Raw genomic sequence first — 25,012 nt, forward strand, 5'->3', positions numbered from 1 at the left:
ACATGGCGCGTAACCAGCCCCGCTACCTCGAGATTCAACAGCACATTCTCGCCAAGATCCAGCGGGGCGAATGGCCAACGGATCATCGCATCCCCGGCGAAGAGCAGCTGGCATTGGATTTCAATGTCAGCCGCATGACCGCCAACAAGGCCATTCGCGAGCTGGTCCAGCGCGGTTACCTGACGCGCCAGCCCGGTGCCGGCACCTTTGTCACCGAGCGCAAGGCCGAGTCCTCGCTGATGGAAGTCCACAACATTGCCGAGGAGGTTCAGGGGCGCGGCCATCGCTACCACGCTCGGGTAGAGGCGGCGGAGGCCATCGACGCCAGCGAAGATGTGGCGCTTCAGCTGGGCATGCGCCATGGCAGCAAGGTGTTTCACACTCGCATTGTCCACCATGAAAATGACGTGCCGATCCAATTGGAGGAGCGCTTCGTCAATCCACGCCATGTCCCCGACTATCTGGCCACCGACTTTACTAAGCTGACGCCTCACCAGGTGCTGATACAGGCCTGGCCGATCACCGATATCGAGCACGTGGTAGAAGCGGTGTTGGCGACGCCCGATCAGGCGGCCGCCCTGTCCATTACCACCCAGGAGCCCTGCCTGCGCCTGCGCCGTCGCACCTGGTCCAACGAGCTGCTGATCAGCTACGCCGTGCTGATCCATCCAGGGGACCGCTATACGCTGCGCTCTGCCTGGAAGGACTAGGGCACCACTGCATACAGGCCTCTACGGCTGTTGGCCGCTCCCCCCAATGACGAAGGCCGGATGCATGGCATCCGGCCTTCGTCATTTTTGAGCTACACCCTTGATTGACGACTACTGAAGCAACATGCCCATGGGGATGGCCAGCACCAGCGTCAGAGCCACGCGAATGGCCCATACGACCACCAGTTGCCACAGGGTGATGGGAATGCGGGTCGCCACCACGCAGGGAATCGACGCAGAGAAGAACAAAATGGACGAGATCGAGACCACGCCGGCGGCAAAGCGCGCGACGAAATCGATCCCGGCGTCGCCACCCAGCAGCAGCGCCGGCAGGAACATTTCAGCAAGTCCTGCGGCGCTGGCCTGGGCCAGTTCCTGGGCATGCTCGATGCCGAAGAGGGCAACGATCGGATAGAACAACCAGCCCAGCCACTCGAAGACGGGGGTGTACTTGGCGACCAGCAGGCCAAGCAGTCCCACCGACATGATCGACGGCAGGATGCTGATCGCCATCACCAGCCCTTCTGCCAGGTTCTTGCGCACGCTGGCGCTCAGCCGCGGCGCCTGCTCAGCCACCTTGATCCCGGTGCGCCAGGCAAGGCCCAGGCGGTCGCCCTTCTGGGCCTCCGGTTCGCCATCGGAGGCGTGATTGTCCATGCGCGACAGCGGCCACAGCCTTGCGGTCACCGCCGATACGATGAAGGTGATGACCAGCGTCAACCAGAAAAAGGCGTTCCACACCTCCATCAGTCCCAGGGTCTTGGCCACGATGATCATGAAGGGTGCCGATACCGTGGAAAAGCCGGTCGCAATGATCGCTGCCTCCCGGGCGGAATACTGCCCGCTGGCATAGGCACGACTGGTAATCAGCAGTCCAATGGAGTAGCTGCCGACAAAGGACGCCACCGCATCAATGGCGCTGCGTCCAGGCGTCCGCCACAGCGGTCGCATGACCGGCTGGACCAGGATGCCGATCAACTCCAGTAAGCCATAGCTAAGCAGCAGCGCCAGAAAGATCGCGCCAATGGGTACGATCAACCCGACCGGAATGACCAGCTTGTCATACAGGAACGGCAGCATGTCCGGCTGATGCAGCAATGCGGGGCCAGCGGAGGTCATGGTCAGCACCGCCGCCACGACGCCCAGGAGCTTGAGCACGGTAAACACGATATCGGTCGCGCTGCGCCGCCACTCGCCCTTGATCAACGGATAGGCGGCGCCAGCCACAATCAGCGCCAGCGCATAGTACCTCGCCCCATCGCCGAGACCCGCGCGAGCCGCCGTCACCAGATGATCCAGCGGTATGGTTGTGCGCCCTGCCCAGGTCACCGGAATGAAGAAGATGAAGATGCCGATGGCACTGGGTACCAGCAGCTTGAACAGCAGCAGCCCGGGCGATTGCCGGCTGGCTGAAGAGTGTGGAGTCGTCGCCATGGAGGAAGCCTCGCAGGAGTGTCGTCGACGTCGCGATGCGTCACGTAGTTTGTATATACAGCTATGACGCTATAGTGGCAAAACACCACCAAAGACCGCCTTTAGACTATAGTCCAATAAGATCCATAAGCCGCCCATGATTCACGTCCTCTCCTAGCGTTCTTGCGCCGTTCTTGCGCCGTTATGGCGCCGCTTCCGCCCTGCCGATTATTCGCCCCGCAGGGACCATTGTTTCGCTCTAGACCATGGTCTAAGCCAACCCATAAGTCGCACCCATCAGATCTTCCAGAGCCTGCCTTTCTCTTACGCTTTCCGTGACTTAGCGCTCTACTCCTAGCCAAAGGACAGGACCTGACAAGCGAACGCCTGGCTTGACGAAAGACTCCAGACCGCTTATTTGTATATACATTACGACACGGGAGCTCTTCATGGCTACTACATCCCAACCCCAACACCCTTCACGCCTGTGGCGCGACCTCAGCCTATTTGATGGCCTGACCACCCAGCCAGGACGCTACTGGGTCAAGGTCGAGGACGGACGCGTCGCTGCCATGGGCGCCATGGATAGCCTGGATCAGGCACAACAGGCTGACTGCATCGACATGGGCAGTGGCGGTGTGATGACGCCAGGCCTGATCGACTGCCACACCCACCTGGTCTACGGCGGCCAGCGTAGCGACGAGTTCGAGCTGCGCCTTGAAGGCGCTTCCTATGAGGAAATGTCGCGACGTGGCGGCGGTATCCTTGGCACCGTAAAGGCCACCCGAGACGCCGATGAAGCGGCACTGTTCACGACAGCCGCAACGCGCCTTGGCGCCATGATCGACGACGGTGTGACCAGCGTGGAGATCAAGTCCGGCTACGGACTGTCGACCGACGACGAGCTGAAAATGCTGCGGGTCGCTCGCCGCCTTGGCCGCGAACTGCCGGTACGGGTGAGCACCACCCTGCTGGCGGCCCACGCCCTGCCGCCGGAACATCACGGCAATGCCGACGGCTACATCGACCTGGTATGCAACGAGATTCTGCCCGCGGCCCGCGCCGAAGGCCTGGTCGATGCGGTGGATGTCTTCTGCGAGCGTATCGCCTTCTCGCGGGAGCAGTGTCTGCGCGTGTTCGAGGCGGCTCGGGCACTCGGCCTGCCGGTCAAGGCTCATGCGGAACAGCTATCGCTGTCGGGCGGCGCATCCCTGGTCGCCGAACACCACGGCCTGTCTGCCGACCACATTGAATACCTGGACGACGCCGGCATCGCCGCCATGGCCGAGGCCGGCACGGTGGGCGTCCTGCTGCCGGGGGCGTTCTACACGCTACGTGAGACCCAGCATCCGCCCATCGATGCCATGCGCCGCGCGGGCGTTGCCATGGCGGTGGCATCGGATGCCAATCCTGGCACCTCCCCCATCATGCTGCCGACCTTGATGCTCAACATGGCCTGCACGCTGCTGCGGCTGACACCCCAGGAAGCCCTGGCCGGCATGACCGCCCACGCCGCCACGGCCATCGGCACGGCGGGTCTTGGGCGTATCACCGTAGGGGCCATCGCCGACCTGTGCGTGTGGGACGTACAACGACCCGCGGAACTGGCCTACGCCGTTCAGCCAGGAAGACTCAGGCATCGCGTGCTGGAAGGAGTGCTGACCCATGGATGATCAAGCTGCCGTGATCAAGCCAGACCATGCCACGCCGGACATGAGCCTGTGGCAAGGGCGTATCGACCCGGAGCCGAATAGCGAGCGCTGGCACCAGCGGATAACCGCCTATCACACGGATGCCGCTGCGGGCACCGTACTGACCGGCTTTGCCAGCGACGCCGGGGTGGCGCGCAACAAGGGCCGTATCGGCGCTGCAGCAGGCCCGACCGCCATCCGCCAGGCGCTGGGCCCCATGGCCTGGCACCATGACACCCCCGTCTACGATGCCGGCGACGTGGCCTGCCACGGCGACGGGTTGGAGCATGCCCAGCAGCGCATGGGAGAGCACCTGACCGAGCTGCTTGATCGAGGCCATCTGCCGGTCGTGCTGGGCGGTGGTCATGAGGTGGCCTACGCCAGCTGGCGTGGGCTGTCGGATCATCTGGCACAGCAGCAGCGTCGGTCCTGCGTGGCGATCATCAATCTCGACGCCCACTTTGACCTGCGCGATCCCAGCGAGCTGACGTCCTCGGGCACCCCGTTCGCCCAGATCGCCGCCGATTGCTCCAACCGTCGATGGCCATTTCGCTACGCCTGCCTTGGCGTCAGCCAGGCTGCCAACACCCGCGCCCTGTTCCATACGGCGTCTCGCCTGAAGACGCTGGTGGTGGAAGACCGCGAATTTCGCGATAGCCGCATTGCCTTCATCAAGCGCGATGTCCAGCGCCTGGTCGCCGACTGCGATCACGTCTACCTGAGCATCGACATGGATGTGTTCCCGGCTAGCGATGCTCCCGGGGTCAGTGCTCCCGCCTCACGCGGGGTCATCCTGACCCACCTGGAACCGATCCTCGAATTCCTGCGCCGTTCACGCAAGCTCCGCCTGATCGATATCGCGGAGGTCAACCCGGCGTATGACATTGACCAGCGCACCGCACGCCTTGCCGCACGACTGGTCCACCAGCTGACCCGGTCGGACCACTGACCGAGCCATCGTTTCCCCCTATCTGTCCACATTCAAGGTGACCCCATGAACCAGATCACACCCCCCAAGAACGATCGTCACGACCCGACCCGCAAGATCGCCGCGCCCACCGGCACCGAGCTGTCCTGCAAGAGCTGGCTGACCGAAGCGGCGCTGCGCATGCTGATGAACAACCTGCATCCGGACGTGGCAGAGCGTCCTGAAGACCTGGTGGTCTACGGTGGCATTGGTCGCGCGGCACGTACCTGGGAGTGCTTCGACAAGATCGTCGAGGTGCTCAAGCGCCTGGAGAACGACCAGACCCTGCTGATCCAGTCCGGCAAGCCGGTGGCGGTCATTCCGACCCACAAGGATGCCCCACGCGTCCTGATCGCCAACTCCAACCTGGTGCCGGCATGGGCCAACTGGGAGCACTTCAACGAGCTCGATAAGAAAGGCCTGATGATGTACGGCCAGATGACCGCGGGCTCGTGGATCTACATCGGCTCCCAGGGCATCGTCCAGGGCACCTACGAAACCTTCGTCGAGGCAGGCCGCCAGCACTATGGCGGCAACCTCAAGGGCCGCTGGGTGCTGACCGCTGGCCTCGGTGGCATGGGCGGCGCTCAGCCGCTGGCCGCCACCCTGGCCGGCGCTTGCTCCTTGAACATCGAATGCCAGCAGTCCAGCCTAGACTTCCGCCTGCGCACCCGCTACCTGGACGAGCAGGCGAGCGACCTGGACGACGCCCTGGCACGCATCGCTCGCTACACCAGCGAGGGCAAGGCGGTTTCCATTGGCCTGTGTGCCAACGCTGCCGAGGTGCTGCCGGAACTGGTCAAGCGTGGCGTCAAGCCAGACATGGTGACCGACCAGACCAGCGCCCATGACCCGCTGCATGGCTACCTGCCTGCTGGCTGGACCTGGGACGAATACGTCGCCCGCGGCAAGTCCGAGCCGGACGTGGTCGTCAAGGCCGCCAAGGCGTCCATGGCGGTGCATGTTCGCGCCATGCTCGAGTTCCAGAAGATGGGCGTGCCGACCTTCGACTACGGCAACAACATTCGTCAGATGGCCCAGGAAGAAGGCGTCGACAACGCCTTCGACTTCCCCGGCTTCGTACCGGCCTATATTCGCCCGCTGTTCTGCCAGGGCATCGGTCCCTTCCGCTGGGCAGCCCTGTCCGGCGACCCGGAGGACATCTACAAGACCGACGCCAAGGTCAAGGAGCTGATCCCCGACGATGAGCACCTGCACAACTGGCTCGACATGGCCCGCGAGCGCATCAGCTTCCAGGGACTGCCCGCGCGTATCTGCTGGGTCGGCCTGAAGGACCGGGCTCGTCTTGGCCGCGCCTTCAACGAGATGGTCAAGAACGGCGAGCTCAAGGCCCCCGTCGTGATTGGTCGCGACCACCTGGATTCAGGATCCGTTGCCAGCCCCAACCGCGAAACCGAAGCGATGATGGACGGCAGCGACGCGGTATCCGACTGGCCGCTGCTGAACGCCCTGGCCAACACGGCCGGCGGCGCGACCTGGGTGTCACTGCACCACGGCGGCGGTGTCGGCATGGGCTTCTCGCAGCACGCGGGCGTGGTCATCGTTGCCGATGGCACCGATGACGCCGATGCTCGCCTGGCCCGCGTCCTGCGCAACGACCCGGCCAGCGGCGTCATGCGCCACGCCGACGCCGGTTACGAGTCCGCCAAGGAATGCGCCCGCGAAAACGGCCTCGACCTGCCGATGCTCAAGGACTGAGCACCTGCGGCGCGGCACCTATGCCGACCGCCAACATGCAAAAGGCCGCCCGAGTGCGGCCTTTTGCGTTGCTGTGGGATAGTTGCTGTGGGATAGAGACATGCAGCGGATGCCTTTAGCCGAAACGCCCAACATGCCGCCGCAGCGAGCACCCTCGATGCAACGACCATGGAGGTCAGGCGCAGCATTGCTTGAACTTCCGCCCACTGCCACAGGGGCAGCTGTCATTACGTCCCGGCTTGAGTCTGGTGACACTGGGCTCACCATCCAGGTAGACCCAGCGCTGCTGGTAACGAACGAAGCGTGAGCGCTCTTCCAGCACTCCCCAGCGCTGCCGTGCACGCGGTCCGTCTGCGAAGGTGGCACGAAAGTGCACCCAGCCCGCATCGCCCTCTTCACCGCTGTCCAGGACCTCAAGACGCTTCCAGCAGGTGTCTGAGGTGCCCATCTCCTGTGGGCAGCAGTCCGGGTGCCAGCTGTGGCGCAGATAGTCATCGAGCCCCAGCGAGAAGGCACTATAACGGGAGCGCATCAGCGCCTCGGGACTGGTCGCCGTACCTCCCTGGTGCAGTGGCTGACAGCAGTCGGCGAGTGCCAGGCCGCTTCCGCAGGGACATGCAGAGGCATTCGATGTGGCCATGTCAGGCTCCTTGTAACGATGGATCTTGGTCCATGGGGCCATCCTTCAGGCAAACACGGACCAGCCGGTCGCCTTCGACAGGCCTTCCAGTGCGGCCGTGCCCTTGAGCGAATTGCCATAACGGTCGAGCCCGGGAGACCACACCGCAATGGACGCAACGTTAGGGACGACCGCCATGATGCCACCGCCGACGCCGCTCTTGCCCGGAAACCCGACGCGATAAGCAAAGTCGCCGGAGCCGTCGTAGTGACCACAGGTCATCATCAGCGCGTTGATGGCCCTGACCCGCTCGATACCGATCATCCGCTGACCTTCGAAGCCGCCGCACAGAAATCGGGTCGCCCGCGCCAGCTGGGCGGTGGACATCTCGATCGCACAGTGGTGGAAATAGGTGCCGAGCACCCGGTCACAGTCGTTGGTGAGGTTGCCGCAGGAACGCAAAAAATAGGCCAGCGAGAAGTTGCGGTCCCCGGTGGCGTGTTCCGAGCGGGCCACCTGCTCATTGATATGGATGTCATCGTCGCCGGAGGCTTCGCGCAGAAAGCGCAGAATCTCTCCCAGGGTGTCTCGAGGCGCATTGCGCCCGAGCACTGCGTCGGTGGTGACGATGGCACCGGCATTGATGAACGGGTTGCGCGGGATGCCGTCTTCCATCTCCAGCTGGACGATGGAGTTAAAGGCACGCCCGGAGGGCTCCCGCCCGACCCGCTCCCACAGGCCTGCCCCCAGTCGTCCAAGCGCTAGGGCCAGGGTGAAGACCTTCGAGACGCTCTGGATCGAGAAGCCGGTGTGGGCATCACCTGCGTGATATTCACGCCCATCGCAGGTACAGATGCTGATGGCAAACTGCTGGGGGTCGATGCACGCCAGTTCAGGAATGTAGCTGGCGACGTTGCCCCACTGGTCACTGGCTCTAGCCTCGCGGTCGAGGGTCTCGACCAGTGATTGCAGTTGCTTGGGCGTCAGGGTGTTCCCCATGGGCATGACTCTTGGTGACTGGGCTTGTGGTGACTGGGCGTATGCTGACAGAGCTGGTGATCACGTGGCGCATGATCGCGAGACGTCGATACCGATGCCACTTCTCGCCACGCCAGGCAGGACAGATTCGGCAAAGCCGGCGATGGTGGCGACAGGGCGCACGACTGTCAACGCCTCAGCGCTCTCTTGCGACCGTGATCAAGGTCGTGCCAGGTGGCTACCGGGTGGATGACGGAGTGGCGCCCATGCGACCAGGCATGTACATTTCCTGTACACATACTATGCAAAAAATCACTTGAATCCCATTATTGGCTGTCGCTGACAGCCTCTACCCAGCCCATGGCCATCCACCAGCCCAGCCCCGGAGCCCTTCATCGTGACAAGGCCGGGACAGTATCACCAGGCGACAGTGGAACAGGTCGACAGTAAAAGAGAGATACCTCAACGCCGGGCGCGCACAAGACGCCAGCCACGCACGACGCCACCCACGCACGACGCCACCCACGCACGACGCCACCCACAGAGAGAGAGACGATCATGCCATTCTCCGAGGACCGCACCAGCGATCTCCCCGCGGACGCCACATCCGCCGTCCACTCGCTTCCCGACACCCTGACCCTGACAGGCCTGACGGCGCTGACGGACCGTTCCCCCACCATCGAGATCCATTCCATCGATATGGGCTTTTATCTGGTCAGGATTCACCTCGACGATCAGATGGCGCTGCTGGTCGATGACGCGGGTGACCCTTGGCGTTTTACCGGCACCGCGTGGATCAGTCGCACTCTCGCTCCACTGGGGTTCACCCACGCCACCCTGACCTGGGCAGAGGTCACCGACGAAATGGTCGGTCAGACGACGTCCCCGGCGCCCTTGGCGGAGGTCATCGCCCACGGTACGCGGATTGCCCTGAGCACTCACCATTGACAGCTCCTGCGGCCATCGGGCCCTCTAGCCCTGCCCACCGACGTCAGCCGCCAGGTGGTGCCTTCACGTCTTGCCCAGGCGTGCCTTGGTCAGCGAGGTCGCCTGAGCCGTCAGCGGATCCTCAGGCCAGGGGTGCTTGGCATATCGACCGCGGTTCTCCTTGCGCACCTCGGGATAGACATTGCGCCAGAAGCTCGCGAGATCCATAGTCGTGGCGAGGGGGCGACGGGCCGGGGACAGCAACTCGACACGCACCGGCACCCGTCCTTCGGCGATCCGTGGCGTCTGTTGCCAGCCGAACAGCGCCTGGAGTTTTGCGGCGAGCACCGGCACCACACGATACGCCTCGCCAGACCCATCATCTGGCTGTTGCGCAAGGTGTTGAGAAGACGGTTGAGACGGGTTCGCCTCAGCGGCTTGCCCGACCCATCCCTCGCATTCATAGCGCAGGGAAGCGCTGTCGCCACTGGGCAGCGTCAACCTGGTCGGCGCCAATTCGTCCAGACGACTGGCCAGCGGCCAGGGCAAGCGCTCGCGCAGTAGCTGCTCCCACGGCAAGGCATGCACCTGCTCCATCCGCGTCAGTCCCTCCAGATGGGGCCCCAACCACTCGTCCAGCTCAGCTTTCAAGGTTTCATCGTCCAGCGCAGGCCACTGACCATCGTGGCTTTGACGCAGCAACGCCACCCGCCGCCGCAGCGCCTCGGCGGCGTCATTGAGCGGCAGGCGTTCGGCGTCGTGGATGGCCTGCAGCAACGCCTGACGACAGGCAGCGGGGCCTGGGGGGCCCTGCATCGGACGGCGCGCCAGCACCAGCGCGTCGATACCCCGTACCTGTTCTGCCTCGAGGCGCCCCGCGTCCGCGTTCCATTCGACCCGTTCACGCCACTCGGACAGTATCGGCCACTGGGCCACCAGGGCCGACTCATCGGTGCGCACTGCCCGATACAGCCTGCCCTCCCGGGCGCGACCGTCAAGCTCCACCGCGATTAGCCAGGGGGCATGGGCCAGGGGCTGATCCTGGGGCAACGTCACCAGCCCGCCAGAGCGCAGTCGAAACCGCCCCGCCGCCACCTGCTGAGCCACCCGATCGGGAAACGCGTGCAACAGCATGCGAGCCAGCGCGCCGTCACCCGCCCGTTTCGCTGCAGACAGCGAGACACCCGCGCGAGCACACAGCCGCTTGGCTTCTCGCTGCCAGTGGGGGTCTGGGCGTGAGTCATTGAGTAACTCGGCGAACACCGCTTCGAGGTCCACCTGACGGCCGTTACCCTGACGCCCTTCAAGCCAGGCGGCTAGCGCGCAGGCAAGGGCCAGCGAGGCCTCGTCACGCTGGCTCGCCCGCTCCAGCATCCCCGCTAGACGGGGCGACGTGGGCCAACGGCCAGCGGCACGACCCAGCGGCGTCAGCCCATCCCGCTCATCACTGAGCTCGAGCTGTCGCAGCAGCTGGCGACCGGCCTTCAGCGAGGCGCGCCCCGGCGGCGTGACCCAGGCAAGCTGGGTCGCGTCCTTCACTCCCCAACGGGCGAGCTCGAAGGCCAACGAGGATAGATCTGCCTGCAGGATCTCCGGCTCACCGTGGGGTGGTAACGGTTGCTCTTCCGCCCACAGGCGATAACAACGCCCTGGCCCCTGGCGCCCCGCTCGTCCTCGCCTCTGGTCGGCGCTGGCCCGATTGACACGCCGGGTCTCCAGCCGAGTCAGCCCCGTGCGAGGCACAAACACCGGCACCCGCTGCTGCCCGGCATCGATCACCGTGCGCACGCCGTCCACGGTGACGCTGGACTCGGCAATCGCGGTGGCGAGCACCACCCGGCGCAGGCCGTCCGCCCGTGGTTTTAGGGCAGCCCGCTGAGCATCCAGCGGCAGCCGTCCATGGAGCGGCACCAGCGCGACCTGATCGAGCCGCTGGGACAGCCAGCGAGATAGCCTCTCGATCTCCGCCACGCCGGGCAAGATCACCAGTATGTCCGCCGCCTGGTCCGCTGCGCCCTCTTCGCCCGCCGCACTCTTTGCCGCCAGTGCTTCCAGCACGACACGCCCCTGGTGCTCTTCCGCCGACAGCCGCGACGGGGCCTGCCGATACAGGGTCGTGACCGGGTACTGCCGTCCTGGGCAGTCAACCACGCTGACGTCGTCGCCCAGTACCCGTGACAATGCCGTGACATCAAGCGTGGCCGACATCACCAGCAGCCGCAGGTCTTCACGCAGCCCCTGCTGGACGTCCAGAGCCAGTGCCAGACCGAGATCCGCCTCGAGGCTGCGTTCGTGAAATTCGTCAAACACAATGCCAGTCACACCGTCGAGCAAAGGATCGTCCTGCAACATTCTGGACAGCACCCCCTGGGTCACCACCTCGAGCCGCGTATCTGGACCCACGCAGCTCTCACCACGCATGCGATAGCCTACGGTCTGGCCAGGCACCTCTCCGAGCAGGTCTGCCATGTGGCTGGCGGCGAGACGGGCTGCAACCCGCCGGGGCTCCAGCAGCAGCAGCTTGCCCCGACCGCTGTCACCACGACACCAGTCCGACTCCAGCAGCGCCAGCGGCACCCGCGTGGTCTTGCCCGCCCCGGGCTGCGCGACCAGCATCGCGCGGTTATCTGCCTCCAGCGCGCGACGCAGCTCGGGCAGACGTTCGTCGATCGGCAGTGGCGGGAGCAAGGACATCAAGACAGCTCCGTCGGCAGGGGAAGTGGCTCAGCGGCTGGCTCAGCGGCGTGGCGCCGCGCGGACGCGGATCATAGCACGACAGCCTTGCAGCTCTCTTCGGCAAGGATTTTGTATACATTTACGCCCAGAGTTTGTTGCCATGACGGCGCATCTTTGTCTACGCTTAGCGCCTGACCGAACGGTCAGATTTGCACCCCATGGCCATGACAACGACAAGAGGACCCCGCCATGAGTGATCCCGGTTCATCGCCCGCAGAACCATCAATCGCAGAACCCCAGACAACAGACCGCGAAAGATCCTGCCCTTCCGACTCCAGCGGTCTGGGGGCGTTGCTCGACCGATTCTTCAACGTGACCCGACGCGGTAGTTCGGTTAAAACCGAGATTCTGGCCGGTATCGCTACCTTCCTGGCCGGGATGTACATCATCGTGGTCAACCCGGCGGTTCTGTCAGACGCGGGCATCCCCTTTTCCGCTGCCCTGTCAGCCACCGTGGTCATCAGCAGTCTCAGCAGCCTGGCGATGGCGCTGTACGCCCGTAACCCGATTCTGGTCGCACCGGGTATGGGCATGAATGCGCTGTTCACCTACACCCTGGTACTGGGAGCCGGCTTGTCCTGGGAGGTGGCACTTGGCTGCGTCTTCTGGTCCGGCGTCATGTTCGCGGTCCTGGCCATGTTCAACGTCCGCGAGGCCATCATCGACGCCATTCCGGCGTCACTGCGCTACGCCATCACCTGTGGCATCGGCCTGTTCATTACCTTCATTGGTTTCAAGAATGCCGGCTTCATCGTGGCCAGTCCGGCCACACTCGTGAGCCTGGGACACCTGGATGCGCTGCTGGTCACCTTCCTCGCGGGCCTGATCATCACTGCGGTGCTGGTCATCCGGGGCTTCAACGGCGCCTTGATTCTTGGCATCGCGGCCACGACGTTGCTGGCGCTGCCCCTGGGCCGCTTGTGGGGAGACGAGGTCGTGGTGGTGTGGCAAGGACTGGCGGCGTGGCCGGACTTCTCTGCCCTGGGCAAGGTCGATGTGCTCGGCGCTCTCAAGGTCGCCTATCTGCCGTTTATCTTCGTGATGCTGTTCACCAACTTCTTTGACGCCCTGTCCTGCTTCATGGCGCTGTCGGAATCGGCGGGCCTCAAGGATGCCAACGGCAATCCTCGTAACCTCAAACGCTCGATGACCGTCGATGCGTTTGCCTCGATGATCGCGGCACCACTGGGCACCAGCGCAGCCCAGACCTTTATCGAGTCAGGCGCTGGCGTCGCCCAAGGAGGACGTACCGGGCTGGTGGCGCTGGTCATTGCGGCGCTGTTTCTGCCCTTCCTGTTCCTGTCGCCACTGCTCTCTCTGGTTCCGGGCATCGCCACGTCGCCAGCCCTGGTTCTGGTCGGCCTGTTCATGATGGCTCCCATCGGCAAGATCGACTGGAGTCGCTTCGAGGACGCTTTTCCTGCCTTTCTGGCCATCATTCTGATGCCGCTGACCTACTCCATCACGCTCGGAATTGCGTTCGGCTTCATGAGCTTCGTTCTGATCAAGCTGGCCACCGGCAAGGCCGCTCAGATCAAGCCCGCGATGTGGGTATCAGCGGTACTGTCGGCGATCATGCTGGCCACCGCGCAGTAACCATCGCGAGTCACCATGCCGGCGTCCCAGGGCACGCAGCCATTCAGTGCCCTGTGGGTGCCGACACCACTCCACACCCTTTCAGAACGACCTGGACGAGAAAGTCGGTAACGCGCTGCATGTCGTCGTCGGTGAAGTGCTCATGGCCGGTGATACCGGCCACCTGAGCTTCGAAGTCCGCGTAGTGCTGCGTCGCCGACCAGATCAGAAAGATCAGCGACACCGGGTCCACGGGGTCCATCAGGCCGCGCTCGGCCCACTGACGGAACACCTCGGCCCGGCCCTCGACCCAGTCACGCAGCTCGCCACGCAGGAAGTCCTGCAGAAAGGGAGCCCCTTGCAGGATCTCACCGGCAAATAGCCGCGAGGCCTCGGGATAACGGCGAGACATCTCCATCTTGGAGCGAATAAAGGCGCTGAGCACCTCGGCGGGATCGTCCTCGACAGAAATATCGTCGAGCATGGTGTTCCAGCGCTCCATCACGCCTTCCAGCAGACGCACGTAGAGTGCCTTCTTGCTGCCCATGTAATAGAGGATATTGGACTTTGGCAGCCCCGCCTCTTCCGCGATCAGCTTGAGACTGGCACCCCGGTAGCCGTGGCGAGAAAACACCCGCTCGGCTGCGTCGAGTATCTCGCGCTCGTTGCGCTGGCGTATGGCGCCGCCTTCGGTGTCGAGCGCCCTGTCGAGCGCTGCATCATCCAGCTGTGATCCCATGCTCATCCCGGTCGTTGACAAACCGCCGCCCTTGGCGTGAACCCACGTCACGCCTGATCAGGACAACGCGCCGTAAAAGAGTGCCTGAAGGGTCAGGGACTGGCAATTCGACACAGGTCTGTGGGTGATGCATGGCTGCCCTGTCATGTCGTTGTCGAACTAACGCCAAACGGCAGTCCTAAGCAAATTTCACTCCTTCACCTTGAAGAAGCTGACCGATTGGTCAAGAATAACAACATTGCTGCTGACAAGACCCGGCTCAGCCATCTCCTTTGCACCATTTCCCTATACACCACTTTCTTTACATAGGGGCGCAAGGGACCCCGATCCACGAAAGCAGGGTCTAGGAAAGCAGAGTCCAAGGTTGATACACCAAAATGTGATGCATCGAAGATTGATACATCCAAGAGTGATACATCAAGAAGTGATGGCCCGAAGCCAGATAGGCAGACGCCAGACAGACCCGAGCTAAACAGACCCGGGCTAAACAGACCTGAGCTAAACAGACCGACGCTAGCAACACCAAGGCGACATCGACCGAAGATCGCAAGCCCCACGACAGGACGCCTCGTGCGCCCTACTGTCCAACGATAATGACAACGCCAAAGCGGGACCTCTAGCCATGATCAGTTTCTACCTCAATGGCCGGATGCAGCACGTGGATGCCGAGCCCCATCTCAGCGTCCTTGATCTGCTGCGCGAACGGCTGAACCAGACGGGCACCAAGGAAGGCTGTGCCTCCGGAGACTGCGGTGCCTGTACCGTCGCCATCGGTGAAGTGGATGCCGACGGCCGCCTGCACTATCACAGTGCCAACGCCTGCATCATGCCGGCCCATCAGCTGTCCGGTCGTCACCTGGTGACCGTCGAAGGAATCTCCCATGGCGACGAGCTCCATCCCTGCCAGGCGGCCATGGTCGAGCACCACGGCAGTCAGTGCGGCTTTTGCACGCCGGGCATCGTCATGTCGTTGTTCACCCTGCACGAGCATCAACGCCAGCAGCCCGCCCCGCTGACCCCACAGCGGCTGGAAGCCGCGCTGGGCGGCAACCTGTGTCGCTGCACCGGATACCGGCCGATTCGAGATGCCGCCCTGGCCATGCACGACACTCCGGGCTTCCGTCCTGCCTGGCTCGACGACCTGACCCTGGCCGACGCCCTTGCCACCGACGTGGGTGGCCCTGGCGCGACTCCCAACCAGCGCAACGTTGCTTCAAGCGGTGCTGAGACAAGCGGGGCTGAGACAACGAACGCCTCCGGCTTCTACCAGCCCCGCAGCCTGGCTGACCTGGTGGCTCTGCGTCAGCGCTTCCCCAAGGCACGGCTGGTCGCGGGCGGTACCGATCTATGGCTCGAGGTGACGCAACAGCTCAAGGATCTTCCACAGGTCATTGATGTGACTCGCGTTGCAGAGCTTCTGACCGTCGAATCTGCGGCCGACGACTTGGGTCGCAGCGGCGTGTGGATTGGCGCTGCGGTGACCTACTCACGCCTGGAGCCACTCTTTGCCGAGCACTACCCCGCCTTTGCCCATCTGCTGCATCGCCTGGGCTCTGGCCAGGTGCGCAACCGCGGCACCCTCGGTGGCAACGTCGCCAACGCCTCGCCCATCGGCGATACCCCGCCGGTACTGCTGGCGCTGGATGCACGACTGCGGCTGACCGGGCCCGGCGGCAGCCGGACCCTGGCCGCCAGCGAGTTCTTCCTGGGTTACCGGGATACCGCCCTGGGTGACGATGAGGTGCTGGAAGCCATTTTCCTGCCCCATCTGGCTAACGATCAGCAGTTGAAGGTGTGGAAGCTGTCCAAGCGTCGGGAAGATGACATCTCGGCAGTGTTGGGCGCCTTTTCCTGGCGCGTGGTCGGCGGGCGCCTGGCCGATGTTCGCCTGGCCTTCGGTGGCATGGCCGCCATTCCCGCCAGGGCCACGGGCGCCGAGGCCGCCCTTGAGGGTAAGCCTGCGGACAGCGCGAGTCTTGGCGCAGTCAGCGAGGCCCTGGCCCAGGACTTTACGCCCATGAGCGACGTGCGAGGAAGCAGCGAGTATCGTCAAGATGCCGCCGCCGCCCTGCTCGAGCGACTGCTGCTGGTGATCGCATCCTCTGCCCAGGGGGCAGCCCAGGACGCGACGTCCCCGGATCCGTCATCCACTGATGCTCGTGACCATTCCGACACCCTCGCCACGGAGGTGATGCTTCATGCGTACGCTCACTGATCTGCCGACACCTCCGTCCGATACGACGGAGCGCCACAACGCCGATGCCACCGCTGCCCACGGTTTTTCTGGCTCGTCCGCCCGTCACGAGAGTGCCGTGAAACATGTCACTGGGCGAGCCGCTTATATCGATGATCTGGCATTGCCTTCCGACGCCCTGCACCTGGCCGTGGGCCTCTCGCCCAAGGCTCACGGGCGCATCACCGCCATGCACCTTGACGAGGTGCGGCGGGCGCCTGGCGTGGTCGATGTCATCAGCGTTGCCGACGTGCCGGGTCACACCGATATTGGTCCGGTCTTCCCTGGCGACCCGATCATGGCAGACCAGGAAGTGCTCTACGCCGGCCAGGTCATGTTCTGCGTGGCTGCCACCAGCCATCGCGCTGCCCGACAGGCCGTTACCAAGGCCCGCATCGAGATCGATGAGCTGCCAGTGTCTCTCGATCCGATGGCTGCGGTCGACGCTGGCGATCTGGTGCGCCCCACCCATCGTCAGCAAAGCGGTGACTGGGAAGCGGCGCTGGCCGACGCCCACCATGTGGTAGAGGGCGAGCAATTTATCGGCGGCCAGGAGCACTTCTATCTCGAAGGACAGGCCTGCGTCGCACACCCTACCGAAGACGAAGGGGTAATGGTCCACACCTCCAACCAGCATCCCAGCGAAACACAGAAGCTGATCGCGGAAGTGCTGAATATTCCGTTCCATGCGGTCACCGTCGAGGTGAGGCGCATGGGCGGCGGCTTTGGCGGCAAGGAGACGCAGGCGTCTCCCTGGGCATGCCTGGCGGCCCTGGTGGCGCGAAGAACCGGCAAGAGCTGCCGTATTCGCCTGCCCCGTGGCGATGACATGAAGGTCACCGGCAAGCGCCACCCCTTCCATAACCGCTATCGCCTGGGCATCGACGCCGCGGGAGTGATCAGCGGGGGGGACATCAGCGTTACCGGCGATTGCGGCTACTCCCCGGATCTGTCTGACGCCATCGTCGACCGTGCAATGTTCCACGCCGACAATGCCTATTCGCTCGGACAGGCCAGAGTCACGGGCCATCGAGCCCGCACCCATACCGCGTCCAACACCGCGTTTCGCGGCTTTGGCGGCCCCCAGGGCATGATGGTCATCGAGGCCGCCATGGAAGACATTGCCCGGCAGGTCGGGGAAGACCCGCTGACCGTGCGCAAGCGCAACTTCTATCGCCAGGGCCGCGACACCACCCACTATGGCCAGACGGTAGACCAGATCGCGCTGCTGCATACACTGGTTGAACGGTTGGAGGCGGACAGCGACTACTGGGCCAGGCGCCGCGCCATTGCCGACTTCAATGCGCGAAGCCCGGTGATCCGCAAAGGACTGGCGCTGACGCCGGTCAAGTTCGGCATCTCGTTCACCGCCCAGCACCTCAATCAGGCGGGTGCCCTGCTGCACGTGTATACCGATGGCAGTGTGCTGATCAATCACGGTGGCATCGAGATGGGCCAGGGCCTGCACACCAAGATCTGTCAGGTGGTCGCCCGCGAGCTGGGCCTCGAGCTGTCCAGCGTACGTATCAGTGCCAGCCGCACCGACAAGGTTCCCAATACCTCGCCCACGGCAGCGTCCAGCGGTGCCGACCTCAATGGTCAGGCGGCGAGGGACGCAGCCGACAAGCTCAAGCAGCGCCTGTTTGACTTCGCCGCCGAGCACTACCAGCTCGACCGCCAGGGAATGCGCCTGGAGCGGGGTGAACTTATCGCGGGTATTGCCGGCAGCGAGCAGCGAATCGCCTGGGGCACGCTGATTCAGGACGCCTATCTCGGACGCGTCTCGCTGTCAGAGAAAGGCTTCTACGCGACGCCGCTGATCCACTACGATCGCCACAGTGGGCAGGGTCGGCCCTTCTACTACTTTGCCTTTGGTGCCGCCGTGGCCGAGGTATCGGTCGACACCTTGAGCGGGGAATACCAGGTCGACCGGGTCGACATCCTGCATGACGTAGGCGACTCCTTGAACCCGGCCATCGATGTCGGCCAGGTGGAAGGTGGTTTCATCCAGGGCATGGGCTGGCTGACCAGCGAAGAGCTCAAGTGGAATGACAGTGGTCAGCTGACCTCATTCGGCCCTGCTACCTACAAGATTCCCGCCTATGGAGACCTGCCCGCCACCTTCAAGGTACAGCTGATGGAGGGACATCCCAATTCCATGGCCAGTATCTACCGCTCCAAGGCGGTGGGTGAACCTCCCTTCATGCTTGGCATGTCGGTGTGGTGTGCCCTGCGCGACGCCCTGGCGAGCCTGACCGACTACCGCCATGCGGTGCGCCTGGACACCCCGGCCACACCGGAGCGGGTCATGCAGGCCGCGCGCAAGGCACGTCACATCGCCGCTAGCACAGCCCTGCGAACAGCCCAGGCAAGTCCAGGCGCCCCGTCAGGAGACACATCACCATGACCGCCCACGCCGGACCGGACAAGGAGCCCTGGTACCACGCCCTGGCAAGGCTCAAGGCGGCTGGCCAGCCCTTCGTTCTGGCCACCCAGGTCACCAGCCTTGGCTCCACACCGCGGGAGCCGGGCGCCAAGATGGTGATCACCCCGGACAGCCTGCATGACACCCTGGGCGGCGGCACCTTCGAGTGGCAACTGATCGCCAGCGCCCGCGAGCGGCTGGCTCAGGGTCAGGCAGGCATGAGCCTGGAAGCCTTTCCCCTGGGCGGTCGCAGCGGCCAGTGTTGCGGCGGTTTCGTCAATGTACTGCTGGAGACCGACCTTGGCAGCATGACCCGTCTAGCGCTGTTCGGCGCGGGACACGTGGGCCGTGCCATCGCTGAACTGGCGGCGCCGCTTGAATGGCGCATCGACTGGTTCGACAGTCGCGACGCGGCCTTCGAAGGTACCGGTGCCCATGCTTGCGTTCATCAACACCGCTTGAACGACCCTGGCGAGGCTGTCACGGGCCTGGCGCCACACAGCCATGCCCTGGTGCTGACCCACGACCACGGCGAGGACTACGCCCTGATCGCGGCACTGTTGGAAAGAGACGACCTTGCGTCAATTGGGCTGATCGGTTCACGCAGCAAGTGGGCCAGTTTTCGCGGTCGACTCGAGCGTGCCGGCGTGGCGGCGTCACGCATCGACCGCGTGCGCTGCCCCATCGGTGACTCCGGCGGCAACAAGACGCCTCACGCCGTGGCGCTGGCCGCCTTGGCAGAACTGCTACCGTTGGCCCACCCACGACGTGACACAACGAAACGTGACGACACCTCAAGAGGTGTCGATAGCGCGACGCTGAAACGCCTGATGCCCTGATGCCACCAACGCCCTTTCGGGCGTGCAACGTCCCCAGGGATGGGGCCCACCGCTGATCCTTCCGGCCGCGCCGGCGACGACACTGACAAGAGAGTTTTCCGATGGATGCCCCTGACTCCTCACTCGGCCATGCCGCCGAGTCCATCCGCCCTGCCCGGCAGCCAGACGTTGCGGCACAGCCATCTGCCCATCACGTCATTCGCGCGCGGCTGCTGAGCTTCAATGCCGACCCAGGCGATGACGACACACCCGCCGAAGGCAGCGTCAGCTACATCGAAGATGGCGCACTATGGTGGTCCGGCGGCGTCATCCAAGCCGTCGGAGAGTACGCCCATATCGCCCCGCGTCTGCCGGCCGACACCACCCTCATTGATCATCGCGACAAGCTGGTGATGCCTGGCTTCATCGATAGCCACGTGCACTATGTCCAGCTCGAGATCATGGCCTCCTACGGGCGACAGCTGCTGGACTGGCTCAATGAGTACACCTTTCCCGAAGAGTGTCGCTTCGCCAAGCGCGAGCATGCCGAACATATTGCCGACGTCTTTCTGGATGAGCTGATGCGGGTCGGCACCACCACCGCCCAGGTGTTCTGTTCGAGTCACCCAGGCTCTGTGGACGCCTTCTTCAGCGCCGCCAGGCGCCGGGATCTCTGCATGCTGGCTGGCAAGGTGCTGATGGACCGCCACGCTCCGGACGCGCTGACCGATGACACCCTGGGCGGCATCCGCGACAGCGAACGGCTGATCAGCGACTGGCACGGCACAGCACGACTTGGCTACAGCGTCACTCCGCGTTTTGCGCCAACCTCCACGCGGGCCCAACTGGATGCCGCCGGCGGCCTGCTGCGCAACGACCCGAGCCTATGGCTGCAGACCCATCTGGCCGAGAATCTCGGCGAGCTGGACTGGGTCGCCGAGCTGTTCCCCGGAAGCAGAGACTATCTACATGTCTACGAAGCTTCTGACCTGGTTGGCCCTCGCAGCACCTTTGCCCACGGTATTCACCTGGACGATGGCATGCGCCAGCGGCTGGCTGACCGTGGTGCCAATATCGCCTTCTGCCCCAGTTCGAATCTGTTTCTTGGCAGCGGCCTGTTCGACCGTGCCGGCGCCAGGCAACAGCGCCTCAAGCTGACCCTGGCCAGCGATATCGGCGCCGGCACCGACCTGTCGGGCCTGGCCACCCTCAAGGCGGCCTATCAGGTAGGCCAGCTGCGTGGCACGCCACTGACCGCCTGGGCTGGCTTCCACGACCTGACGCTGGGCAATGCGGTGTCGCTGTCGCTGGATGACCGCATCGGCAGCCTGACGGCAGGCAAGGACGCGGACTTCGTGGTCATCGACCCGATGGCCTCACCGCTGATGGCGAGGCGCATGGGCCGCACGCGAAGCCTTTCCGAAGAGCTGTTCACGCTGATGATGATGGGTGACGATCGCGCCATCTATGAGACCTGGGCGGGAGGACGCCTGCAGCATCGCCGCCAGGGGTGACACCAGCAGCCACCACAGGGGGCCGCCAGGAGTGGCGTCAAGGATGACATCAAGGCGGACGTCAGGGGTGACCTCGAGGGTGATGCAAAAGGATCAACTTTCGCTCCTGGCCGAGGCAGCCCGCTGTCGGCCACCGGGCATGGCTTAGAAAATCGTTGGCAAGTGAGGTAAAATCCCGCCCCTCCGATTTTCCCCCATCCTGCTCCGGATTTACGCTCCGGTTCGCACGAGGCCCCCATGACGACCGATAGCACGACTTCGACCACCAGGATCACCACTTCTACCACCGCTACCACCACTGGCGCTTCGGATTACCAGGCCGACAGCGGCAAACTGGTGGTGTGTGCCCTGTACAAGTTTGTCACTCTGGAAGACTTCGAAGCGCTGCGCGAGCCGCTTCTTCAGGTCATGCTCGATCACCAGGTCCGCGGCACCTTGCTGCTGGCCCGCGAAGGTATCAATGGCACCGTGGCTGGCCCGCGTCAGAGTATTGATGCCCTGCTGACGTGGTTGCGCAGCGATGCGCGGCTGGCGCAGCTCGACGTCAAGGAGTCACTGACCGAGCGAGCTCCGTTCATGCGCACCAAGGTCAAGCTCAAGCGCGAAATCGTCACCATGGGGGTCGAGGGTATCGACCCACGACACACCGTCGGCACCTACGTCGAACCGAAGGATTGGAACGCGCTGATCGAAGACCCGGACGTGCTGGTCATCGACACCCGCAATGATTACGAGATTGAGGTAGGCACCTTCAAGGGCGCCATCAACCCTTCCACCGAGGCCTTCCGGGACTTTCCGGACTATGTCAGAAATACGCTGGACCCTTCACGCCACAAGAAGGTCGCCATGTTCTGCACCGGCGGCATCCGCTGTGAAAAGTCCACCGCCTATCTCAAGGAACAGGGCTTCGAAGACGTCTACCACCTCAAAGGCGGCATTCTGAAGTACCTGGAAGACGTGCCCAAGGAGCAGACCCTGTGGCAGGGTGAGTGTTTCGTGTTCGATGACCGCGTCACCGTCGACCATGACCTCAAGCCAGGGCGCTACGATCAGTGCCACGCCTGCCGCATGCCGATCACTGAAGATGACAAGCAGAGTGGACACTACCAGCAGGGGGTCTGTTGCCCGCGCTGCTATGACAAGCTCAGTGACGAGCAAAAGGCGCGCTTTGCTGAGCGGGAACGCCAGATGCAGCTGGCGCGGGAGCGCGGTGAGTCGCACCTAGGGGCCGACGCCGTCGCCCGAATGGCGGAGCGTCGTGAGGCCAAGCAGCGTGCCCGCGAAGCGGCCCGACAGGCCAACAGCGAACAGGGCTAAGCCGCTGGGACTGGGGCTGGGTCGGCAAGCGACCCAGTCCTTTCCTCGCCTTTCCTTTTCTTTCATTTCCCCACCACGCCTCGGCACGTCGGCCATATCACGACGTGATCAGCTAGGCGTCCGGTCTACCGGGCGCCTTTTTCATGAGCGCTCGACAGCACCGTCTGCAGCCCTTTCCGTATCGCTTGCTCCCCAAGCCTGCGTCATTTCAATCGCGTGGCTTATCGCCAGCGACGCTGGTCCGCAACGTCGCAACTCTCTTCACACTACCGACAAACAGCCAGTCAATCTCGACAGATGCGTGCCCTAGCAGCCATTCGGGACGATCGTTGCCCCAGTGGCGGTGGTCTTCACGTTAGAAATAACAGGCGTGGGCGGGCGCGTTCGACTCGACACTCTGCTCGCCCCGTTGGGCTCGTGCGCCGCCGTCGGTTCGCGCCCATGTTCTTTCGCAGCGTGACCGCCGGACCAGCGGCTGCACTGCGGGACACAACGACGGTTACCCGTGACGCAGTAACGAGACGAGAACATGCCAACAACCCGATACGCCTCCCCGTCGCTGCTGGTTGGCGCCCTTGTGCTGACGCTGACGACCTGGGCCAATGCCGCTTCATCCGCCGACGCCCAGGCCGCCACCGAGTCATCCAGCGCTGGCACCACCGCAGACGACTACCGCAAGTACTTCAGTCCGCTACCCGCCCTTCCGCCGATCCCTTCGAACAATAGCCTCACCGCGGAGAAGATTGCGCTGGGCAAGATGCTGTTCTTCGAACCCAGGCTGTCACAGAGCAGCAACATCAGCTGCGCCTCCTGCCACAATCCGGCGCTGGCCTGGACCGACCGTTTGCCCACGGCGGTGGGCCATGATGGACAGGTCGGCAACCGAAACTCCCCGACGGTGCTCAATACCGGTTTCCTGACCGCGCAGTTCTGGGATGGCCGCGAACCCGACCTGGAGAGCCAGGCCCTGGGTCCCATCCAGAACAGCGTCGAGATGGCCCATGACCTGGATGGCGCACTGGCGCGACTGTCATCCCTGCCGGGATACATGGCACCATTCCGCAACGCTTTCCCTGACAGCGACGAGCCGCTTTCGGCCGATCATCTCGCTGCGGCCATCGCCAGCTTCGAACGTACCCTGAACACTCCCAACGCACCGCTCGACCGCTATCTAATGGGGGATGATGAGGCACTGACGGACGAGCAACAGGCAGGCATGATGGCCTTTGTGGACCAAGGCTGCATCGCCTGCCACCGAGGACCCAATTTCAGCGACAGCGGATTTCATCCGATTCAGGTGCCTGGCTCCGATGACCCAGGGCGCTTTGCCGTCACCTCGGATCAGGCGGACCGCCAGGCCTTCCGAACGGCGTCACTACGTAACGTGGCCTTGACCTACCCCTACTTCCACGACGGCTCCGCTGCCACCCTTGAGGAGGCCGTCTCGGTCATGGGGCGCGAGATGTTGGGTAAGGAACTCGACGATGCCACCATCACCCAATTGGTGGCCTTCCTTGGGTCGCTGACCGGCGATCAGCCAACGGTCACAGTACCGGCGCTGCCCTGAGGATCGTCAGCCACCGTCAGCCCACACCCCCGCCGGATTGGCGGGAGTGTGGTGTCGTACTACAGGTTCAGCAGTCGCTGGCGCAGTTCTTCCCGGCGAGCATCGTCCATAAAGGCTGCCTCGATGGCGTTGCTGGCCAACCAGGTCAGTGTCTCGTCGGACCAGGCGAAGGCCTTTTGGCAAGCGGCGAAGTTCTCGCGCATGCCGCCGCCAAAATAGGCGGGATCATCAGAGTTGATCGTCACCACCAAGCCAGCGTCGATCAGCGCCGGTAGACTGTGGTGCTCAAGCTGCTCCACCACCTTCAGGCGAACGTTGGACAGCGGGCACACGGTCAACACTGTCCCTTCATCTGCCAGCCGCTCCACCAGCTCGATGTCCTCGATGGCGCGAACGCCGTGATCGATACGACACACCTGCAACTCGTCCAGGGCTTCGCGAATATAGCTGGGCGGGCCTTCCTCACCGGCATGCGCCACGCGCTCGAGGCCCAGCTCCCTTGCCCTGGCGAACACTTCACGGAACTTGCTCGGCGGATTGCCCTGCTCGGCGCTATCCAGGCCGACGGCACTGAAGTGTTGAAGATATGGCTGAGCGTCCTCCAGCAGCTGCATCGCATCTTCTGCGGGCTGATCCCTCAGGAAGGCCAGGATCATGGCGCTGGACAGGTCCAGCTCGGTGCGGGCCCTGGCGCAGGCTGCCGTCAGCCCCGTCATCACCTGGTCAAGGGTGACACCACGGGCGCGGTGTGCCTGGGGATCCACGTGCAGTTCCACATGCACGACTCCCTCGGCGGCAGCGCGACGAAAGTAGTCCATCGCCAGGTCTTCGAAGTCCTGAGCGCTGACCAGTACGCTCATGCCCTGATAGTAGAGGTCGAGAAAGGACTGCAAATCGCTGAAGTCGTAGGCCTTGCGGGCGGCCTCGATCGACGCATAAGGCAGCGTCACGCCATTGCGCTCGGCCAGCGCAAACATCAGCTCGGGCTCGAGGGTGCCTTCGATATGTAAATGCAGCTCCGCCTTGGGCAGGCGGGTGAGAAAGTCGTCGTTCATGAGGTCGTG

The 25,012-nt window shown here is 63.8% G+C and carries 18 protein-coding genes; 12 read left to right on the forward strand and 6 right to left on the reverse strand.

Features of this window, described 5'->3' with window-relative positions; genetic code table 11:
* Window positions 1–2: 2 nt before the first annotated feature.
* A complete protein-coding gene (gene hutC, locus KUV86_RS09325; RefSeq protein WP_222484591.1) occupies window positions 3–710 on the forward strand; it encodes a histidine utilization repressor in 708 nt (235 codons plus the stop codon).
* 111 nt (window positions 711–821) lie between these two features.
* Here the strand turns inward: hutC and KUV86_RS09330 are convergent, their stop codons facing one another.
* A complete protein-coding gene (locus KUV86_RS09330) occupies window positions 822–2,144 on the reverse strand; it encodes a YjiH family protein (protein WP_222484594.1) in 1,323 nt (440 codons plus the stop codon).
* 428 nt (window positions 2,145–2,572) lie between these two features.
* On the opposite strand from KUV86_RS09330, the gene hutI reads away from it, so the two are divergent.
* The 3 genes from hutI to hutU are packed head-to-tail and all read left to right on the forward strand — an operon-like array spanning window position 2,573 to window position 6,500.
* A complete protein-coding gene (hutI, locus tag KUV86_RS09335) occupies window positions 2,573–3,796 on the forward strand; it encodes an imidazolonepropionase (protein WP_222484596.1) in 1,224 nt (407 codons plus the stop codon).
* Window positions 3,789–4,763 (forward strand): formimidoylglutamase, encoded by a 975-nt coding sequence (hutG, locus tag KUV86_RS09340; protein ID WP_222484598.1) that lies wholly within the window; start codon window positions 3,789–3,791, stop codon window positions 4,761–4,763. The genes hutI and hutG overlap by 8 nt, the downstream gene beginning before the upstream one ends.
* Before the next feature lie 45 nt (window positions 4,764–4,808).
* Window positions 4,809–6,500 (forward strand): urocanate hydratase, encoded by a 1,692-nt coding sequence (gene hutU, locus KUV86_RS09345; protein WP_222484600.1) that lies wholly within the window; start codon window positions 4,809–4,811, stop codon window positions 6,498–6,500.
* A 175-nt stretch (window positions 6,501–6,675) separates the two neighbouring features.
* Here hutU and KUV86_RS09350 read toward each other — a convergent pair whose 3' ends face one another.
* Both KUV86_RS09350 and KUV86_RS09355 read right to left on the reverse strand, forming a co-directional pair.
* Window positions 6,676–7,140, reverse strand: coding sequence for a YchJ family protein (locus KUV86_RS09350; RefSeq protein WP_222239392.1), 465 nt, complete (start codon window positions 7,138–7,140; stop codon window positions 6,676–6,678).
* 45 nt (window positions 7,141–7,185) lie between these two features.
* Entirely contained in the window at window positions 7,186–8,118 is a 933-nt protein-coding gene (locus KUV86_RS09355; protein WP_206938357.1) for a glutaminase, read from the reverse strand.
* Window positions 8,119–8,655: 537 nt separating this feature from the next.
* Between KUV86_RS09355 and KUV86_RS09360 the strand changes: the two genes are divergently transcribed.
* The gene (locus KUV86_RS09360) at window positions 8,656–9,045 is read left to right on the forward strand and encodes a DUF6482 family protein (RefSeq protein WP_222163196.1); all 390 of its coding nucleotides are present in this window, start codon (window positions 8,656–8,658) and stop codon (window positions 9,043–9,045) included.
* A 63-nt stretch (window positions 9,046–9,108) separates the two neighbouring features.
* Here the strand turns inward: KUV86_RS09360 and hrpB are convergent, their stop codons facing one another.
* Entirely contained in the window at window positions 9,109–11,718 is a 2,610-nt protein-coding gene (hrpB, locus tag KUV86_RS09365) for an ATP-dependent helicase HrpB (protein ID WP_222484602.1), read from the reverse strand.
* Window positions 11,719–11,949: 231 nt separating this feature from the next.
* Here hrpB and KUV86_RS09370 point away from each other — a divergent pair, with 231 nt between their 5' ends.
* Window positions 11,950–13,356 carry an NCS2 family permease gene (locus tag KUV86_RS09370; protein ID WP_222484603.1) on the forward strand — a complete coding sequence of 469 codons (1,407 nt, stop codon included), beginning with the start codon at window positions 11,950–11,952 and terminating at the stop codon, window positions 13,354–13,356.
* A gap of 43 nt (window positions 13,357–13,399) precedes the next feature.
* Here KUV86_RS09370 and KUV86_RS09375 read toward each other — a convergent pair whose 3' ends face one another.
* Window positions 13,400–14,074 (reverse strand): TetR/AcrR family transcriptional regulator, encoded by a 675-nt coding sequence (locus KUV86_RS09375; RefSeq protein ID WP_206938347.1) that lies wholly within the window; start codon window positions 14,072–14,074, stop codon window positions 13,400–13,402.
* Window positions 14,075–14,696: 622 nt separating this feature from the next.
* Between KUV86_RS09375 and xdhA the strand changes: the two genes are divergently transcribed.
* The 6 genes from xdhA (at window position 14,697) to KUV86_RS09405 (ending at window position 23,948) form a co-directional block, all read left to right on the forward strand.
* Window positions 14,697–16,289: a xanthine dehydrogenase small subunit gene (gene xdhA / locus KUV86_RS09380; RefSeq protein ID WP_222484604.1), complete on the forward strand. Its 1,593-nt coding sequence runs from the start codon at window positions 14,697–14,699 to the stop codon at window positions 16,287–16,289.
* Window positions 16,273–18,714 (forward strand): xanthine dehydrogenase molybdopterin binding subunit, encoded by a 2,442-nt coding sequence (xdhB, locus tag KUV86_RS09385; RefSeq protein WP_222484605.1) that lies wholly within the window; start codon window positions 16,273–16,275, stop codon window positions 18,712–18,714. Before xdhA ends, xdhB begins: the two co-directional genes overlap by 17 nt.
* Entirely contained in the window at window positions 18,711–19,571 is an 861-nt protein-coding gene (gene xdhC, locus KUV86_RS09390; RefSeq protein ID WP_222484606.1) for a xanthine dehydrogenase accessory protein XdhC, read from the forward strand. Before xdhB ends, xdhC begins: the two co-directional genes overlap by 4 nt.
* 101 nt (window positions 19,572–19,672) lie before the next feature.
* On the forward strand, window positions 19,673–21,064 hold the full coding sequence (gene guaD, locus KUV86_RS09395; RefSeq protein ID WP_222484607.1) for a guanine deaminase: 1,392 nt from the start codon (window positions 19,673–19,675) through the stop codon (window positions 21,062–21,064).
* 237 nt (window positions 21,065–21,301) lie between these two features.
* On the forward strand, window positions 21,302–22,381 hold the full coding sequence (locus KUV86_RS09400; RefSeq protein WP_222484608.1) for a rhodanese-related sulfurtransferase: 1,080 nt from the start codon (window positions 21,302–21,304) through the stop codon (window positions 22,379–22,381).
* Window positions 22,382–22,910: 529 nt separating this feature from the next.
* Complete coding sequence (locus tag KUV86_RS09405; RefSeq protein ID WP_206938319.1) at window positions 22,911–23,948, forward strand: cytochrome-c peroxidase; 1,038 nt, start codon at window positions 22,911–22,913, stop codon at window positions 23,946–23,948.
* A gap of 59 nt (window positions 23,949–24,007) precedes the next feature.
* On the opposite strand, the gene KUV86_RS09410 is transcribed toward KUV86_RS09405, so the two are convergent.
* The gene (locus KUV86_RS09410) at window positions 24,008–25,003 is read right to left on the reverse strand and encodes an adenosine deaminase (protein WP_206938317.1); all 996 of its coding nucleotides are present in this window, start codon (window positions 25,001–25,003) and stop codon (window positions 24,008–24,010) included.
* Window positions 25,004–25,012: the final 9 nt, after the last annotated feature.

This window comes from Halomonas sp. DP8Y7-3 (assembly GCF_019801675.1).
Classification (GTDB): domain Bacteria; phylum Pseudomonadota; class Gammaproteobacteria; order Pseudomonadales; family Halomonadaceae; genus Halomonas; species Halomonas litopenaei_A.